This is a genomic window from Streptomyces sp. NPDC055189, assembly GCF_053606765.1.
In genome coordinates this window covers 67,312-81,647 of record NZ_JBSGSG010000010.1, presented here as the reverse complement: position 1 = coordinate 81,647, position 14,336 = coordinate 67,312, and the positions used below count along the sequence as shown (strand labels likewise).

The window sequence follows — 14,336 nt, the reverse complement described above, 5'->3', positions numbered from 1 at the left end:
TGTTTTCCTGATGGCCGAACAGTTCGTCGGCTCCGGCTGGGCGTTCCCGCTGCGCATCGGCCCCACCGGCGGCATCGCCCTGGTCAGCGGGGAGCGCGAGGTCGAGGAGGCCATCCGGCTCGTCCTCGCGACCGCTCCCGGCGAGCGGCCGATGCGCCCGGAGTTCGGCTGCGCCATCCACGACCTGGTGTTCGCGCCGGTCAACGAGCAGACCGCGGGCCGTATCCAGCACGAGGTGTATCTGAGCCTGGACCGGTGGGAGCCGCGCATCGAGGTGCACGAGGTCGAGGTCACCGCGGGCGAGGACCAGAACGTGCTGTTCATCGACGTGCGCTACGCGATCCGCGGCACGAACAACCCGCGCAGCCTCGTCTTCCCCTTCTACGTCATTCCCTCCCACGAGGAACCGGGGGTCGCGGAGACGTCCGACGGCCCCGGTGCCTTCCCCGAAAGCGACCGCTGATGTCCCTGCAGAGCCCCAACCTCGACGACCGCCGTTTCCAGCAGTTCGTCGACGACGCCAAGCGCTACATACAGCAGCGCGCCCCGGAGTGGACCGACCACAACGTCTCCGACCCCGGCGTCACCCTCGTCGAAACGGTCGCGCACATGGCGGACCAGATCGTCTACCGCCTCAACCGCGTCCCGGAGAAGAACCACCTGGCCTTCCTCGACCTGGTCGGCATCACGCTGTTCCCGCCGTCCGCCGCGCGCACCGACGTCACCTTCTGGCTGTCCGCCCCACGGGACGAGCCGGTGGCCGTGCCCGTCGGCACCGAGGTGACGACGCTGCGCACCGAGACCGAGGACGCCGTCGTCTTCGCCACCGAGCACGCCCTGCGCATCGTCCCGTGCATGCTGCGGCACGTGATGGTGCAGCGCCGCGGGGAGCCCGTCGCCGACCGCACCGCCGATCTCGCCGAGGGCAGCGACGTCATGTGCTTCACCGAGGCCCCGAGCCCCGGCGACTGCCTGCTGTTCGGCCTGACCGCCGCCGTCCCGCACTGCGCGATCGCCCTCGAACTCGACAGCCGCGTCGACGGCGTGGGCGTCGACCCCCGCCAGCCCCCGCTGGTCTGGGAGGCGTGGACGGCGGACGGCTGGCAGCAGTGCGAGGTGCACCGCGACGACACCGGCGGCCTCAACAAGCCCGGCGACGTCGTCCTGCACGTGCCCGGCGGCCACATCCTGTCCCGCAACGGCGGCCACGAGGCGGGCTGGATGCGCTGCCGCGTCACCGAACCGGCCGCCGACCAGCCCTTCTACACCACCTCGCCGACGGTGCGCTCCGGCGACGCCTGCACCATCGGCGGCACCACCGGGGTCATCCACGCCGACACGGTGTACGACGAAGCACTCGGCGAGGCCACCGGACTGCCCGGCCAGCGGCTGCGGCTCGCCCACGCGCCCGTCGTCGGCGACGACCCGCCCGTACTGCTCCAGACCGCCGAGCACAACGGCTGGGAGGACTGGCAGGTGGTGCGGCACTTCGCCGAATCCCGCCCCGACGACCGGCACATCACCCTGGACGCGACCACCGGCGACATCGCCTTCGGTCCCGCCGTGCGCGAGGCCGACGGCTCGCTGCGCCAGTACGGCCGGGTCGCCCCCAAGGGCGCCGTCATCCGCGCCCGCCGCTACCGCATCGGCGGGGGCAGGGCCGGCAACGTGGCGCGCGGCGCCCTGAGCGTGCTGCGCACCTCCATCCCGTACATCACTGCGGTCGTCAACCGGGAGGCCGCGCACAGCGGGGTCGACGGCGAGACGGTCGAGGAGGCGAAGGTCCGCGCCCCCATCACGCTGCGCGCCCAGGAGCGCGCCGTGACCCTGCGCGACTACGAGGAACTCGCCCGCCGGGCGGCTCCCGAGACCGCCCGCATCATGTGCCTGGAGGGCAAGGTCGACGACTACGGGGCGCACGCGGTGCGTGTCCTGGTCGTGCCGCAGGCCGTGCCCGACCCCGGCGGACGGCTGCGGTTCGAGCAACTCGTGCCCGGCGACGCCCTGTTGGACCGCATCACCCGCCACCTCGACGAGCGCCGCCTGATCGGCACGCGGCTCGCCGTCGGCCCGCCGTACTACCAGGGCATCACGGTGGTGGCCACGGTGCACGCGTTCCGCGGGGTGGAGACCGACCGCGTACGGCGCGCCGCCCACGACGCCATCTACCGCCACCTCGACCCGCTCACCGGCGGCGCGGACGGCAGGGGCTGGCCCTTCGGCCGTCCCGTCCAGGCGGGCGAGATCTTCGCCGTCCTGCAGCGGGTGCCGGGCGTGGAGCTGGTCGACGAGGTCGTCCTGCACCCGGCCGACCCGCTGACCGGCAAGCGCGGCGACCGCACCGACCGCATCGACCTGGAGCCCTCCGCCCTGGTGTTCTCCTTCGACCACCGCGTACGAGTGATCGGGGACGCCTCGTGACAACTGCCGCGCACCCTCCGGGTGGCCGCTCATGAGGGGCTCCATCGACGGCCTCGGCTCCTCCGCACCCATCGGCATGATGCTCCCGGCCGTCTTCGCCGACGACACCCTGGCGCAGAAGTTCGTCGCGGGCCTCGACGAGGTCATGGCGCCGATCCTGAACGTCCTGGACTGCCTGGACACCTACTTCGACCCCGCGCTCACCCCGGCCGACTTCGCCCAGTGGCTGAGCATCTGGGTGGGCGCCGAAACCGACGGCATCGAGTCCGAGGCACGGCTGCGTGCCGCCGTCGCCGCCGCGGCCGCACTGCACCGGGTACGGGGCACACGTCAGGGCCTTGCGGAGGCGGTGCGCCTCGCGTTCGGCACCGCACCGGAGATCACCGAGAGCGGCGGCGCGGCGTGGAGCGCGCGCCCCCGCGGCCCGATCCCCGGCAGCCCCCGCCCCCACCTGCACGTGGCGCTCCGACTGCCCGACCCGACACCGGCGGACACCCACCGCCTGGACACGCTCGTGGCCGCCGCCCGCCCCGCCCACATGCCCTACTCCGTCACCGTCACCGCCGTCACCGCCGTCACCGCCGCCACCGCGGTCACATCCTCCGAAAGGACTCTGGAGTCATGACCAGGCAGAACTGCACCGAGTGCGACGCCCGCGTGGAACCCGGTCAGTCGTTCTGCGACGCCTGCGGCGCCGTCCTCAGCTGGGATCCGGCCGGGGCACGCTCAGGGGCGGCGCCGGGCGCGGACCCGGGCGCCCATGCGGGCTCCGGGGCGGGCCCTGGGGCGGGACCCGGGGCGGGATCCGCCCCCGGACCCGGCTGGGACGGCTTCGCCCGCCCGTCCCGTACGACGCCTCCCGCGTCCGCCCCTGCGGGCCCAGATGCGGCAGCCGCCTCCGCCTCCGCCCCGGTCGCCGGGCCGCGCGCCGCCGACTCCGGCCTGCCCCGCCGGGCCGCACCTGGCGAGCCCGGCGGGCCCGCGCCTCAACCCGCCCCCGGCAACCCGGACTTGACGGACACGGCACCCAACGACCCGGTGGCGCCCGCGTACACCCCCGGCCCGGAAACCGTCCGCTCCCTCCTGGTGCCCGTCGCGGACCCGCAGGCGGCCCCGCCGCCCCCGGCCGTGAGCCCGGTCCTGCCCGGACGCCCCGACGCCGAGCGCCCGCACGTGCGCGTGCCCGGCCAGGCACCGCAGCCGGGCAACGGCCCGCCGTGCCAGTGGTGCTCCACCCCGAACCGCCCCGACCGCCACTTCTGCGCCCGCTGCGCGATGCCGCTCGCCGAGAGGGCCGACCAGACGCCGGGACCGCTGCCGTGGTGGCGCCGCCTCATGGGCCCCGGCCGCAACCAGACGCCGTGGGCGGGCGAACGCCCCCGCCTGCGCCGCGTCCTGGACAACATCGGCACCTGGATCACCTGGGCCGTCGTCCTGACGCTGCTCATCTTCGTCGCCGTGAACCTCTCCGACGGCATCCAGGCCACGCGCGACCACTTCGCCAAGCGTGCTCCGGTCGAGCCGGACGAGATCCGCGCCTCGAACGCGTACGCAGGCCATCCGGCGAAGCTGGCCTTCGACAAGCTCAACAACACCTGGTGGGGTCCGGGGGTGGCGGAGTCGGGCCAGGGCGAGTGGATCGAAGTGCGCTTCACCCAGCCCACCCGCCTGCTCGACGTCATCATCACGCCGGGCGTCTCGACCCGCGCCGACGAGCTCGGCAAGTCCGCGCTGCCCCACCGCGTCAAGGCCGAGGTCACCAGGAAGGACGGCTCCACCGCGACCCGCGACCTGACCCTGGACCCGGGCCCGGGCGGCCAGCGCCGCTCCTTCCGCGTCGGCGAGGTCACCCGGGTCCGCTTCACCGTCGAGTCGGCCCACGCTGCCTCCGCGAAGAAGCAGGTGGCCATAGCGGAGGTCGAACTCTTCGGCCGCTCCAACGGCAGCCGCACCTAGCAGCCGCTCAGGGGGCGATGGGCAGCCGGCGCTTGTGGTCGGTGAGACGGTAACGGCTGATGATCTTTTCGAAGACCTGCTCGTCCACCGGCTTGCCTTCCAGGAAGTCGTCGATGTTGTCGTAGGTGACCCCGAGCGCGTCCTCGTCGGCCTTGCCCGGGGCGAGCGTCTCCAGGTCGGCCGTCGGCGACTTCCACACCAGCTCGGCGGGCGCGCCCAGCGCGTCCGCGACGGCGCGCACCCGGCGCTTGGTCAGGCCGGTCAGCGGGACCAGGTCGGCGGCGCCGTCCCCGAACTTGGTGAAGAACCCGGAGACCGCCTCGGCGGCGTGGTCGGTGCCGACGACCAGGCCGCCGTACGAACCGGCCACCACGTACTGGGCGATCATGCGCTGCCGGGCCTTGATGTTGCCGTGGACGAAGTCCTGGTGGGAGGCGTCGCGGAAGCTCACTCCGGCGTCCAGCGAGGCCTGGAGCGCGGCGTCGCTCGCGGGCTTGATGTCCACCGTCAGGACCTCGTCGGCCTGGATGAAGGAGAGCGCGAGCTGGGCGTCGTGCTCGTCGGCCTGGACGCCGTAGGGCAGCCGCATCGCGTAGAACCGCGCCTCGTGCCCGGCGGCCCGGGCCCGCTCGACGGCGAGCTGGCACAGCCGGCCGGCGACGGTGGAGTCGACGCCGCCGCTGATACCGAGCACGAGGGAGCGCAGACCGGTCGAAGTCAGCCGCTCGGCGAGGAAAGCCGCCCGGCGTTCGATCTCCCCCTCGGCCTCGAAGGTCTCGGCGACCTCCAGTTCTCGGGCGATCTCCTGCTGCAGGGCGATGGACGCCGGCTCGCTCACGTCTGCTCCTTGTTCCGGTTCACGATGTGCTTTCCGGAACCCTAGCTTCAAGCGCCGCCCCGGCGCCGTCGGCCGCCCGCCGGGCGGGCACGCATCGGCCGGGCGGTGGGGGAGTGCGATGATCCGGACCATGGACGGGACCGCGTACTCGGCTGCTTGGCTGTCGCGATGGCGCGAGGAGATCACGGCCGCGGTGAGCGCGATGGCCGCGACCTTCGAGGAGACGTACGGGTACCCGCCCGAGGGCAACGAGGTGCGCGTCGCCGACGAGGCCGACCGGCATGCCGCCCGTGAATACGGGCGCGACATGCCGGGATCCGCCGCAATGCTGACCTTCTACGAGTCCATCGGGGAGGTCGCCCTGCCCGATGTGGGCAACGGCTACTTCATCCACTCGGCGCACGATGTCCTGCACCGGGTGGCGCAGGAGGGCTACGTCTTCATCCCGGCGGCCGATGATCCGCACGGCATGGTGATCGGCTCGGACGGAGGCGGCATCCTGTTCGCCGCCGACCGGGACGGCGTGATCCACCGGTCCCGGACGGCTTCCGCGGACGCGGCGGAGTTCGACAGGGTCGCCGACGGCCTTCCGCAGTTCCTCGACCTCATCCGCAGGTCCGTCACCCGTTTCGCGGCGACGGGTGAGCCGGGCTACTTGTAGGTGGGTAGGCAGCCGGGCTGCCTGGAGGCGCCGCCGCGGGCCCTGGCCCTGGTGCGGAACGCCGCGGGACGCCGGTCCGCACCAGGCGGGCGGGGTTGCTACTTGTAGTGCACGTCCAGCGCGTGGCCGCGGCCTTCGGCGTAGCACTCAGCTCCGTTGATCTTCCCTGCGGAGGTGAGTTCGCCGGCCTTGTTCTGGCACTCGGCGTCGGTGGAGTAGACGCCGTAGCGCTCCCAGCCCGGGGCGATGTCGGCAGCATGGGCCGCACCGGCACCGGCCATGGCCAGCGTGGTCGCGGCGAACAGCGTGTACGCGATCTTGCGGAACTTCATACAGCTCTTTCCCTCGAAATCCGGCCGGGGCGGGTACGACGGCGGACCGTGCACCGTGGCCCTTCCTCGGCCCTTCCTAGATCAAGACGATCTTCCGTTCGGAGCCGGTTCCATGTAGGTGCCATCGGATCCGGTCCCGGCCGATTCGGGGCGGAGGGCTGCCGATTCGAGGCGGGGGCTAGCGTGGCTCCCTGACTGACCAGGAACCACGGATTCCATTTCAACCCAACGGGGATGTTCATGCACCGCAGGAACCGCACCGCACTCGTCGTAGCCGCAGGGACGGCCGCTCTCGCCCTGGCCGCCAGCGCCTGCTCGTCCGGCGCCGACGACTCGAAGTCAGGCGACAAGAACGGAAAGACCGCCGCCGACCGCGCCCCCAGCGGCGTGGTCACGCAGGCCGACGCGAAGAAGATCGCCGACAAGTACGTGAAGGTCAACAACCAGGCCAACGCGAAGCGGGACAGCGGCATCCTGTCCGCAGTCGAGGGCGACGGTCTTTTCGAGACGAGCGCGAACACCTACAAGCAGGACAAGTTGCGCTCCGCCAAGGACATGGCCGACGGCCGCAAGCCGTTTTCCTACGTCAACCGCGAGTACGTGATCCCGTCCGCGAAGAGCGGTGTGACCTGGTTCGCGATGCGCGCCGACACCAAGGGTGCCAACGGCACTTCGCCCAAGACCAGCAGGGCCACGGTCATCTTCGACAAGCAGGGCGGCGACTGGAAGGCCGTCTGGAGCGGCTGGACCACCAAGAAGGACCCCAAGACGCCGGAGCCGGCCAAGGACGGCGACGGATTCGCGGTGCCGGTCAGCGACACCGCCAAGGCGCGAGGCACCCTCGCGCCGGACAAGATGGACGATGCGCTGGTCGCCCTGTACTCGGGCGACGAAAAGCTGGGCGGGAAGGTGGGGGCCAGCCAGACGGCGAAGTGGATGACCCAGTTCCCCCTGGACCAGAACAAGATGCTCAACCCCGGCGGCAAGTCCGAGTTCAAGGCGGGCAAGACGGACCACAAGAAGGTCTACGCCCTGCAGACGAAGGGCGGCGGCACGCTGACCTACTTCAACGCCGACGTCCAGGAGTACATGCACACCACCGACCCGGCCGCGCGCATCACCCCGTCCCCCCAGATCGCACTCCTTGCCGGCAGCAAGAAGGACGAGCGGGTGTTCCTCGTGGACTACCTGCACCAGGCACAGGCGTACATCCCCGCCAAGGGCAAGATCGCCATGGTCACCGACAGCTGGGACATGATCAAGGCAGAGGGCCCGCGCCGCTGACCGCAGCGCCGTCTGACCTCTGGCTGTGGCTGTGGCCCAATCATGGTCTCAACGGGCATTTGGCGGGCGTGTGTTGCGTGTGTTGTCTGTACGGTGCGCTGCATGAGCGAAGAGATAGAGCGGGTGCAGGCGGCGTGGGCCCGGCTCACGCAGTGGTTGGCCGAACACGCGCCGCTGTCGCATCGGAGCTTGCTTCCGCCTGTGCCCGAGGAGGAGATCGACGCGGCGGAAGCGGCGCTGCGTCGGCAGCTGGGCTTCGGGCTTCCCAGGGAGTTGGTTGCTCTGTGGCGGCTGTGCGGGGGAGTGGATCACCAGGTCATCGAGGAAGACGAGCAGGGCGAGGTCGGCTCCGGGGCATTCCTGCCCGGTGGGATCATCCTGCCGCCGGGGCAGGCGGTGGGGCTCCGTCTTCCCGGCGTCGGAAAGCCGGATGGCTGGGGCGGTCTGGCCGGGGTGCCGTGGTTGACCGGTGACGAGGCCGGTCCGGAGTCCGGTCACTGGGTGTCCGACGGCGGGATGGGTTCCTGGTACTTGACTGATCCTCCGGATGGCCCTGTCGAGTTTCCGTCGATGGCCAATTACTTCGACGAGGTGTTCGGCACCCTCACCGAGGGGCCGCCCGACCGGATGGGATCCGATGTGCCCGGCCTGGTGTGGGGCTGCTTGATCTGGGACGACCCGACGCGGCAGCAGCCGTTCCGGACTCTGGACGAGGCGTCCCCCCACTGGCGGCCGGTGCACTGACCGTGCAGCCGGGGTCCGTGAGGGGTCTACGGTCCGAGGTGTTGAGCGGGGTCGTCCGGGAGGTGCGGGCGACCGTTCGCTGCGACGGGGGCGGCAGGCTGCGAACCTGCGGTGTCCAGGTTCGGGTATCCGCTGCTCCAGGGCGGTGGCGTTGGCGGTTCAGCCGCCGCCGATCTACTTGGGGCGGTGCGCGTTCAGGCCTTCGCGCCAGGCGATGGTCAGTTCGGCGTCGTCCGTGTCGCGCCACAGGGTCGAGCCGGTCACGGCCCGCCACTTGCGCAGGCAGAGTGTGGCTGCCCGGAGCACGTCGCAAGGAACGCGGGCTTCGGGGGAGTTCGAGATCTCGGCAGCCCGCATGTAGTGCCACAGCGTGCCTTGCAGCGCCTCCGCCTCGCCGCGGGTGCCCTGGGCGAGCCCGAGGCACCGCACCGCCGCGAACAGGGCCGCATGCGGCAGAGGTGCGGCGAGGGCGATTCCGCGTTCATCGGCGAGATCAGCGAATTGCGTAGCCATGGACTAAAGGGTACGACCCGTTCCGCTCCCAGGAGTGCGGAACGAGGTTAGGCGGTCGAGGCGCGATGAAAGCGCTGGCCCGCACACCCGCACACCTGTGCGCTCGCTCTCGCCACGCCCCTGAGGCTGCCCCGCTGTAGATCCACGTCAGTGGCGTGGACCGCCGGGTCAGCGCTTACGCGCCACCGCCCCGTACATGGCGATTGCGCGATCGTCGATGCCGTCCTGCTCGGGGCCCGGCCTCCACTTGTGAACTTGTGTGACACCGGGGTCGACCAGATCCATCCCATCGAAGAAGGAGCTGGTGGTCGCCAGGTCGCGCAGAGCCATGGGCATGCCCTGCCCGGCGTACTCCTCGGCCACCCGGCCGACTTCCTCGGGCGCGAAGTCAGCGGTGCCGATGGTCATCGCCAGGAAGCTGCCCGACGGCAGTGGGTCGAGCAGGCGTTGCACCAGGCGCCGGTCGTCCGGCGGCAAGATGAAGTGCAGAATCCCGATGATCATCAGGCCGACCGGCTCGTTCACGTCGATCAGCGAACGGAATCCGGAACTGTCCAGGATGGCGTCCGGGTCGTGCATGTCAGCGTCGATGTAAGCGGTCGCCCCCTCGGACGAGCTCTGCAGGAGGGCACGGGCGTGGGCGAGGACGATGGGGTCATTGTCGACGTAGACCAGCCGGGACTCCGGCGCCACCTCCTGTACGACCTCGTGCAGGTTGGGGGCTGTGGGAAGACCGGTACCGATATCGAGGAACTGCCGGATGCCTTGCTCCCGGGCGAGGTAGCGTCCGGCACGGTGCATGAAGCGGCGGTTCTCCAGCATGTGTACGGGCAGCGCAGGCCAGTGCTGGCACATGGCGTCGCCCGCCCGGGCGTCGACAGGGTAGTGGTCCTTGCCTCCAAGGATGTAGTCGTACACCCGCGCCGAATGCGCCGTCGAAGTGTCAATCCGATCGCCTGCGCCGTGCATGGGCCACCCCGCTCTCCATCGCTGTCAATGGTCATCAGACGCTACGACGGTCCGGACCGCCGCTCGAACAGCTTGACATCCCCACGCCACCATCAGGGTCGCGGGAGCCCTAAGTTGATGAGACGTCAGGCGCCAGTCGCCAGGCGGCTGATGTGCCCCACAGCGAGTGAACAACTTGGAGAACTCGGGATGCCCCCTGACGGACGCCACCTGCAGACGCCCTGGATAAGGGATCAGTTGCTCGATTGGCTGGCCAAGCTGGGCGACAGGGGCTGGCAAAAGGAAAACTGGGGAAATCCAGACGCGGCCGCCTCTACCCTCGACGAAGTGCTGGACTTCTTCGATGACTCGGGTGTCTTGGACGAACCAAGCGGTCGACTGGGGTACGTCCTGCTCGACGACGGTGAAGTCTCCGCCATGATGGCGCTGAATTCCGCGCTCGATGTCGTTCTGTCTTCCCCTGCCGGGAGCGATGAAGAGATCATTCGTTCCAGAGCGTGGGGAGACGTCGTCGCAGCGGCACGGGATGCCCTGGAACTATTGGGTGACCCTCGGCAGGGGCACTGAGCTCCCCGTCCCCGGGAAAACTTGCGAATGACGGCCGAACGAAGCAGCCGGCTCCGACGCTCCCCCGTCGAGCCAGGCCGCCCGTCACAGATGCAGTCACTTCGTCGAGGGTGCCGACGTCGCATTCGTCGCAGGCGGCTCCGTGGCAGGAGTTGCCTCGTCCATCTCGGCTACATCCATGTCGACCGCGCAGTCTTCCGGGATCTTCTCGCTGGAAGTCGCGCAGGCCGAGGGATCGGCATCGGGGGCGCCCTTGTTCGCCTGGCGCTGGCTCTTGCTCTGTTCGTCCGAAGTCGAAGTGTCCGAGGACGGATTGCCGTCCGAGGACGACGAACAGGCCGCCGAGCCCATCACAGTGCACAGGATCAAAACGGCCGAAGCTGCAGTAGTACGAGCAGTACGAGCAGTACGAGTACGCATGAAAGTCCCCCCAGCGCGGACGCGGAGTGTCCGGCCCACCAGTTGATCAACCATGCCACCTCGAGTCGTGCAGCTGGCGTGGGAGATGTGAAGAAATCGCAGGCCTGCTTGACGCGTACGCGGCTCGTGCGCGGCTAGGGACTGGCATGCGGCACAAGACCGCGTCCCGGATCCTCATGGGCGATGGCCCCGGAGCGCTAATCCCGTTGCGGGAGATGTGCCAAGCGGCGGACGATCCTGAGTGATGACACAGACAACGCCTTCACATCTCTCCCCGCCTCCCGACGGGCGGGCCGGGATCGACGCCGGCCTGGTGCGCCGTCTGGTCCGTGCCCAGTTCCCGCAGTGGGCCCATCTGCCGGTCGTGCCGGTCGCGGTGGACGGGTGGGACAACCGCACCTACCGGCTCGGCGACTCCATGACCGTGCGGCTGCCGACGCATGCCGCCTATGTGCCGGCCGTCGACAAGGAGAACACCTGGCTGCCTCGTTTGGCGCCCGCCCTGCCGGTGCCCATCCCGCAGGTCCTGGGCAGGGGTGAGCCTGGCGAGGGCTATCCGCACCCGTGGTCGGTGCGCGGCTGGATCGCCGGGCAGACAGCGTCCCCGGAGCGGATCGTCGACCTGCCGCACTTCGCCGAATCCGTCGCCGAGTTCATCCTCGCCCTGCAACGGTGCGACACGACGGGCGGGCCTGTTGCGGGCGCCCACAGCTTCTACCGGGGCGCCCCGCCGGCTCACTACGACGACGAGACCCGGCGCTGTCTCGCGACGCTCGAGGGGCACGTTGACACCGCGCACGCCGCCACCATCTGGGACGAGGCCCTCGACGCCGAGTGGACGGGCCCGCCCGTCTGGTTCCACGGCGACATCGCCCAGGGCAATCTCCTCGTCGTGGACGGTCAACTGAGCGCCGTCATCGACTTCGGGACCTCCGGCGTCGGCGACCCGGCCTGCGACCTCGTCATCGCCTGGGGCATGTTCGCCGGGGAGAGCCGCGAGGCATTCCGGCGCGCCGTCGGCCAGGACGAGGGCACGTGGGCTCGGGCCCGCGGCTGGCTGACCTGGAAAGCACTGCTCGTACTCGCGCAGAGCATTGAGGCGGGCGACGGCGATGCTGCGACTGAGCAGTCGACCCGTCGCGTGCTCGACGAGGTCATGGCCGACCATCGCCGCCGCGCATAACGCCTTCGGTCCGTCGCGCACACTCGCTGCGGCGTCCCGTTCGTGGGAGTTCTGCAACTCCCCTGATCTCGGCGGGCAGTTGCTCCCGGTGATGACCGGAAGCCGAGAGCGGGACCGGCCGATGCCGGAAACCGGGCGGCCACTCCGCCTGTCATCGGCCAGGCACCGGATCCGGCAGCGCCGCCCGCCTATACCAAGCGGGTGCCGGCGTCAGTCGCGGATACGCAGGGTCGCGCCGATGGCCTGGCTGATGTCGTGCAGCTGCTCTGCCTGTTCGTCGGTGAGGCTGTCGAACAGGCTCTCCTGGACTTCGGTGACGTGGCCGGGTGCGGCCTCGCGCAGGGCCTCGTATCCCTCGTCGGTGAGCTGGGCGACTGCGCCGCGCCGGTCGCCGTCGACCGCGCAGCGGCTGACCCAGCCGGACTTCTCCATCGCGTTCATGGCGTGGGAGAGCCGGCTGCGCGACGAATTGCAGACCTCGGCGAGGTGGCTCATGCGCAGGGAGCGGTCGGGGCTCTCGGAGAGCACGACGAGGATCTCGTAGTAGGCGACTGGCATGCCCGCGTCGGTGCGCAGCTGGCGGTCGAGCCGGGTCTGCAGGGCAATGGCGGTCGCCATGTAGGTGCGCCAGATCTCTTGTTGGCGGGGGGTGAGCCAGCGGGGGTCGGTCTTCGGCGTGGAGTGGGTGGCCATGGTGTCGAGCGTACAAGTAGTTGAGGTCTCAACACGAGTGGGCTACGATAGTTGAGAGATCAGTTAGTGAGAGCTCAACTATCAAGTCGGCTATCTCTTCATCAAGGGGTTCTCCATGTCGGTCCAGCAGCTCTCCATCGCCGCCCTGCCTGGCTACTCGGCCGGAGTGTGGATCATCGACGCGACACACTCCGAAGTGTCGTTCTCCGTGAAGCACTTGGGGATCGCCAAGGTGCGCGGCCGTTTCGACTCCTTCGAGGGGCGCATCGTCACCGGCGAGGATCCGGGCGAGTCCTCGGTCGTCGCGACCATCCACACCGGCTCCGTGTCCACCGGCAGCGCACAGCGCGACGACCATGTGCGGGCCGAGGACTTCCTGCACGTCGAGGCATTCCCGGACATGACGTTCTCATCCACCGGTGTAAGGGCCGCGAAGGACGCGTTCCTGGTCGACGGCGACCTCACCCTGCGCGGGGTCACCCGCCCCGTCACGCTCGCCCTGGAACTCAACGGATTCGGGAACGGGTTCGACGGCAAGCCCGCCGTCGGCTTCTCGGCCACCACCGAGATCCGTCGCTCGGACTTCGGGGTGAGCGCCGGCCCCGCCGGCGCGGTCGTCGGAGACGTCATCACGATCTCGCTCGAGGTGGAGGCGAACCAGCAGTGACGACCACGACGACCACGACGAGCACGACGACACAGACCGACCGGACAACCGCGGTGGCCCGCGCCGTGGCCGCGCTGGGCCCGCTGGTCACAGCCCGATCCCTCGACGGCAAGGGCGCGTTGCCTACTCCATGCGAGGCGTTCACGGTCGACCAGCTCGGCGCGCACCTGCTCGACGTACTGTCCCGCGGCACGCATGCGGCCCGGCGCACCCCCTGGCGGCCGGGCCCGGACGGCTCGTGGAACCGGTTCGACGAAGTGGCCGGGGACCTCGCCGATGCCTGGTCCGTGCCGCAGGCCTGGGAGGGCGAGGTCGACTTCTATGGCTCCTCGCAGGCGGCCCGGTTCGCCGGCGGCGTCATGGTCATGGAGCTGGTCGTGCACGGCTGGGATGTCGCCCGGGCGCTCGGCGTCCCGTTCGATGCCGACGCCGATCTGATCCGGCTGGCGCTCGTCGCAGCCCGCGAGAACGAGGCCATGGGTGCGCGCGACTTCGGGGCCTTCGCCCCGGCCCGGCTGCCGCAACCGGCATCCGCGCTGGACGAGTTGGCGGCCTTCACCGGGCGGGACGTGGGGTGGCGCCCCTGAGATTGCACCGATGAGGTCGCACTGCGCGCCGTGTGGCCGGCCACGCACGGGGCCCTCCCCGGATCTTGAGGGGAGGGGAGAGCCGGGTGGGCTCGGGGCGGAGTTGACCTCAATTCCGCTGGAGGTTTCGAGGTTGGGTGCGTCGCTGTCGGCGTACCGGAGGGGAACGTTCATGAAAACGCTCGTGCTGGGAAGGACGCCCGCGAGGGTGACGGACGTGCTGGCCACGCTGCGCGCGGACGGCTTCGACGCGGAGGGGACGAGTACCGACGAGGAGGCCCGGAAACTGTTGGAGACAGAGGAGTTCGGGGTGCTGATCATCGGCGGGGGAGTGGAGCCGGACTCCCGCGCGGCGCTCAAAGAGTTCGCGGCACAGCACCGGGTGCTGCGGGTGATCGACGGAGCGCTGACGGCGCCGTTCGACGCTTATGTGCGGCGAGCGTTCGAGCCGCTGATCCGGGAGACCGCGTCCCGGGCGTGAACCCGCAGCCCTCGGGGCAG

The 14,336-nt window shown here is 70.3% G+C and carries 18 protein-coding genes; 12 read left to right on the top strand and 6 right to left on the bottom strand.

Annotated elements, in window-relative coordinates; all coding sequences use genetic code 11:
• Positions 1-10 precede the first annotated feature (10 nt).
• The 4 genes from ACWFR3_RS10110 to ACWFR3_RS10095 are packed head-to-tail and all read left to right on the top strand — an operon-like array spanning position 11 to position 4,377.
• Entirely contained in the window at positions 11-463 is a 453-nt protein-coding gene (locus ACWFR3_RS10110) for a GPW/gp25 family protein (protein ID WP_453734096.1), read from the top strand.
• Positions 463-2,421: a putative baseplate assembly protein gene (locus tag ACWFR3_RS10105; RefSeq protein WP_453734095.1), complete on the top strand. Its 1,959-nt coding sequence runs from the start codon at positions 463-465 to the stop codon at positions 2,419-2,421. The genes ACWFR3_RS10110 and ACWFR3_RS10105 overlap by 1 nt, the downstream gene beginning before the upstream one ends.
• A gap of 31 nt (positions 2,422-2,452) precedes the next feature.
• A complete protein-coding gene (locus ACWFR3_RS10100) occupies positions 2,453-3,046 on the top strand; it encodes a phage tail protein (RefSeq protein ID WP_453734094.1) in 594 nt (197 codons plus the stop codon).
• A complete protein-coding gene (locus tag ACWFR3_RS10095; protein WP_453734093.1) occupies positions 3,043-4,377 on the top strand; it encodes an NADase-type glycan-binding domain-containing protein in 1,335 nt (444 codons plus the stop codon). The genes ACWFR3_RS10100 and ACWFR3_RS10095 overlap by 4 nt, the downstream gene beginning before the upstream one ends.
• Positions 4,378-4,384: 7 nt before the next feature.
• Here ACWFR3_RS10095 and nadE read toward each other — a convergent pair whose 3' ends face one another.
• On the bottom strand, positions 4,385-5,215 hold the full coding sequence (gene nadE, locus ACWFR3_RS10090) for an ammonia-dependent NAD(+) synthetase (RefSeq protein WP_453734092.1): 831 nt from the start codon (positions 5,213-5,215) through the stop codon (positions 4,385-4,387).
• 130 nt (positions 5,216-5,345) lie between these two features.
• Here nadE and ACWFR3_RS10085 point away from each other — a divergent pair, with 130 nt between their 5' ends.
• Positions 5,346-5,876, top strand: a complete 531-nt coding sequence (locus tag ACWFR3_RS10085; protein WP_453734091.1) for a hypothetical protein — start codon at positions 5,346-5,348, stop codon at positions 5,874-5,876.
• 98 nt (positions 5,877-5,974) lie between these two features.
• On the opposite strand, the gene ACWFR3_RS10080 is transcribed toward ACWFR3_RS10085, so the two are convergent.
• The gene (locus tag ACWFR3_RS10080; RefSeq protein ID WP_453734090.1) at positions 5,975-6,208 is read right to left on the bottom strand and encodes a hypothetical protein; all 234 of its coding nucleotides are present in this window, start codon (positions 6,206-6,208) and stop codon (positions 5,975-5,977) included.
• A gap of 240 nt (positions 6,209-6,448) precedes the next feature.
• On the opposite strand from ACWFR3_RS10080, the gene ACWFR3_RS10075 reads away from it, so the two are divergent.
• Entirely contained in the window at positions 6,449-7,492 is a 1,044-nt protein-coding gene (locus ACWFR3_RS10075; protein WP_453734089.1) for a hypothetical protein, read from the top strand.
• A gap of 102 nt (positions 7,493-7,594) precedes the next feature.
• The gene (locus ACWFR3_RS10070) at positions 7,595-8,236 is read left to right on the top strand and encodes a hypothetical protein (RefSeq protein WP_453734088.1); all 642 of its coding nucleotides are present in this window, start codon (positions 7,595-7,597) and stop codon (positions 8,234-8,236) included.
• Positions 8,237-8,410: 174 nt separating this feature from the next.
• Here ACWFR3_RS10070 and ACWFR3_RS10065 read toward each other — a convergent pair whose 3' ends face one another.
• Together ACWFR3_RS10065 and ACWFR3_RS10060 are read right to left on the bottom strand one after the other, a co-directional pair.
• Positions 8,411-8,749, bottom strand: a complete 339-nt coding sequence (locus ACWFR3_RS10065; RefSeq protein WP_453734087.1) for a hypothetical protein — start codon at positions 8,747-8,749, stop codon at positions 8,411-8,413.
• 168 nt (positions 8,750-8,917) lie between these two features.
• Positions 8,918-9,718, bottom strand: coding sequence for an SAM-dependent methyltransferase (locus ACWFR3_RS10060; protein ID WP_453734086.1), 801 nt, complete (start codon positions 9,716-9,718; stop codon positions 8,918-8,920).
• A 189-nt stretch (positions 9,719-9,907) separates the two neighbouring features.
• Here ACWFR3_RS10060 and ACWFR3_RS10055 point away from each other — a divergent pair, with 189 nt between their 5' ends.
• Positions 9,908-10,285 (top strand): SCO4402 family protein, encoded by a 378-nt coding sequence (locus tag ACWFR3_RS10055; protein WP_453734085.1) that lies wholly within the window; start codon positions 9,908-9,910, stop codon positions 10,283-10,285.
• 96 nt (positions 10,286-10,381) lie between these two features.
• Here the strand turns inward: ACWFR3_RS10055 and ACWFR3_RS10050 are convergent, their stop codons facing one another.
• Complete coding sequence (locus ACWFR3_RS10050) at positions 10,382-10,639, bottom strand: hypothetical protein (protein ID WP_453734084.1); 258 nt, start codon at positions 10,637-10,639, stop codon at positions 10,382-10,384.
• 310 nt (positions 10,640-10,949) lie between these two features.
• Here ACWFR3_RS10050 and ACWFR3_RS10045 point away from each other — a divergent pair, with 310 nt between their 5' ends.
• Positions 10,950-11,888, top strand: a complete 939-nt coding sequence (locus ACWFR3_RS10045; protein WP_453734083.1) for an aminoglycoside phosphotransferase family protein — start codon at positions 10,950-10,952, stop codon at positions 11,886-11,888.
• A gap of 210 nt (positions 11,889-12,098) precedes the next feature.
• Here ACWFR3_RS10045 and ACWFR3_RS10040 read toward each other — a convergent pair whose 3' ends face one another.
• Positions 12,099-12,581, bottom strand: coding sequence for a MarR family winged helix-turn-helix transcriptional regulator (locus tag ACWFR3_RS10040; protein WP_453734082.1), 483 nt, complete (start codon positions 12,579-12,581; stop codon positions 12,099-12,101).
• Positions 12,582-12,696: 115 nt separating this feature from the next.
• Between ACWFR3_RS10040 and ACWFR3_RS10035 the strand changes: the two genes are divergently transcribed.
• From ACWFR3_RS10035 to ACWFR3_RS10025, 3 genes are all read left to right on the top strand, one after another.
• Positions 12,697-13,248 (top strand): YceI family protein, encoded by a 552-nt coding sequence (locus ACWFR3_RS10035; RefSeq protein ID WP_453734081.1) that lies wholly within the window; start codon positions 12,697-12,699, stop codon positions 13,246-13,248.
• A complete protein-coding gene (locus tag ACWFR3_RS10030) occupies positions 13,245-13,835 on the top strand; it encodes a TIGR03086 family metal-binding protein (RefSeq protein ID WP_453734080.1) in 591 nt (196 codons plus the stop codon). Before ACWFR3_RS10035 ends, ACWFR3_RS10030 begins: the two co-directional genes overlap by 4 nt.
• Positions 13,836-14,007: 172 nt before the next feature.
• A complete protein-coding gene (locus ACWFR3_RS10025; RefSeq protein ID WP_453734079.1) occupies positions 14,008-14,316 on the top strand; it encodes a hypothetical protein in 309 nt (102 codons plus the stop codon).
• Positions 14,317-14,336: the final 20 nt, after the last annotated feature.

Excerpts from the sequence above, each read along its gene's own strand:
- ACWFR3_RS10035 (WP_453734081.1), top strand. The coding sequence starts at position 12,697 with ATGTCGGTCCAGCAGCTCTCCATCGCCGCCCTGCCTGGCTACTCGGCC.
- ACWFR3_RS10100 (WP_453734094.1), top strand. The coding sequence starts at position 2,453 with ATGAGGGGCTCCATCGACGGCCTCGGCTCCTCCGCACCCATCGGCATG.
- ACWFR3_RS10025 (WP_453734079.1), top strand. The coding sequence starts at position 14,008 with ATGAAAACGCTCGTGCTGGGAAGGACGCCCGCGAGGGTGACGGACGTG.
- ACWFR3_RS10045 (WP_453734083.1), top strand. The coding sequence starts at position 10,950 with ATGACACAGACAACGCCTTCACATCTCTCCCCGCCTCCCGACGGGCGG.
- ACWFR3_RS10110 (WP_453734096.1), top strand. The coding sequence starts at position 11 with ATGGCCGAACAGTTCGTCGGCTCCGGCTGGGCGTTCCCGCTGCGCATC.
- ACWFR3_RS10060 (WP_453734086.1), bottom strand. The coding sequence starts at position 9,718 with ATGCACGGCGCAGGCGATCGGATTGACACTTCGACGGCGCATTCGGCG.
- ACWFR3_RS10065 (WP_453734087.1), bottom strand. The coding sequence starts at position 8,749 with ATGGCTACGCAATTCGCTGATCTCGCCGATGAACGCGGAATCGCCCTC.
- ACWFR3_RS10095 (WP_453734093.1), top strand. The coding sequence starts at position 3,043 with ATGACCAGGCAGAACTGCACCGAGTGCGACGCCCGCGTGGAACCCGGT.
- ACWFR3_RS10070 (WP_453734088.1), top strand. The coding sequence starts at position 7,595 with ATGAGCGAAGAGATAGAGCGGGTGCAGGCGGCGTGGGCCCGGCTCACG.
- ACWFR3_RS10085 (WP_453734091.1), top strand. The coding sequence starts at position 5,346 with ATGGACGGGACCGCGTACTCGGCTGCTTGGCTGTCGCGATGGCGCGAG.
- ACWFR3_RS10080 (WP_453734090.1), bottom strand. The coding sequence starts at position 6,208 with ATGAAGTTCCGCAAGATCGCGTACACGCTGTTCGCCGCGACCACGCTG.
- ACWFR3_RS10040 (WP_453734082.1), bottom strand. The coding sequence starts at position 12,581 with ATGGCCACCCACTCCACGCCGAAGACCGACCCCCGCTGGCTCACCCCC.
- ACWFR3_RS10075 (WP_453734089.1), top strand. The coding sequence starts at position 6,449 with ATGCACCGCAGGAACCGCACCGCACTCGTCGTAGCCGCAGGGACGGCC.
- ACWFR3_RS10105 (WP_453734095.1), top strand. The coding sequence starts at position 463 with ATGTCCCTGCAGAGCCCCAACCTCGACGACCGCCGTTTCCAGCAGTTC.
- ACWFR3_RS10055 (WP_453734085.1), top strand. The coding sequence starts at position 9,908 with ATGCCCCCTGACGGACGCCACCTGCAGACGCCCTGGATAAGGGATCAG.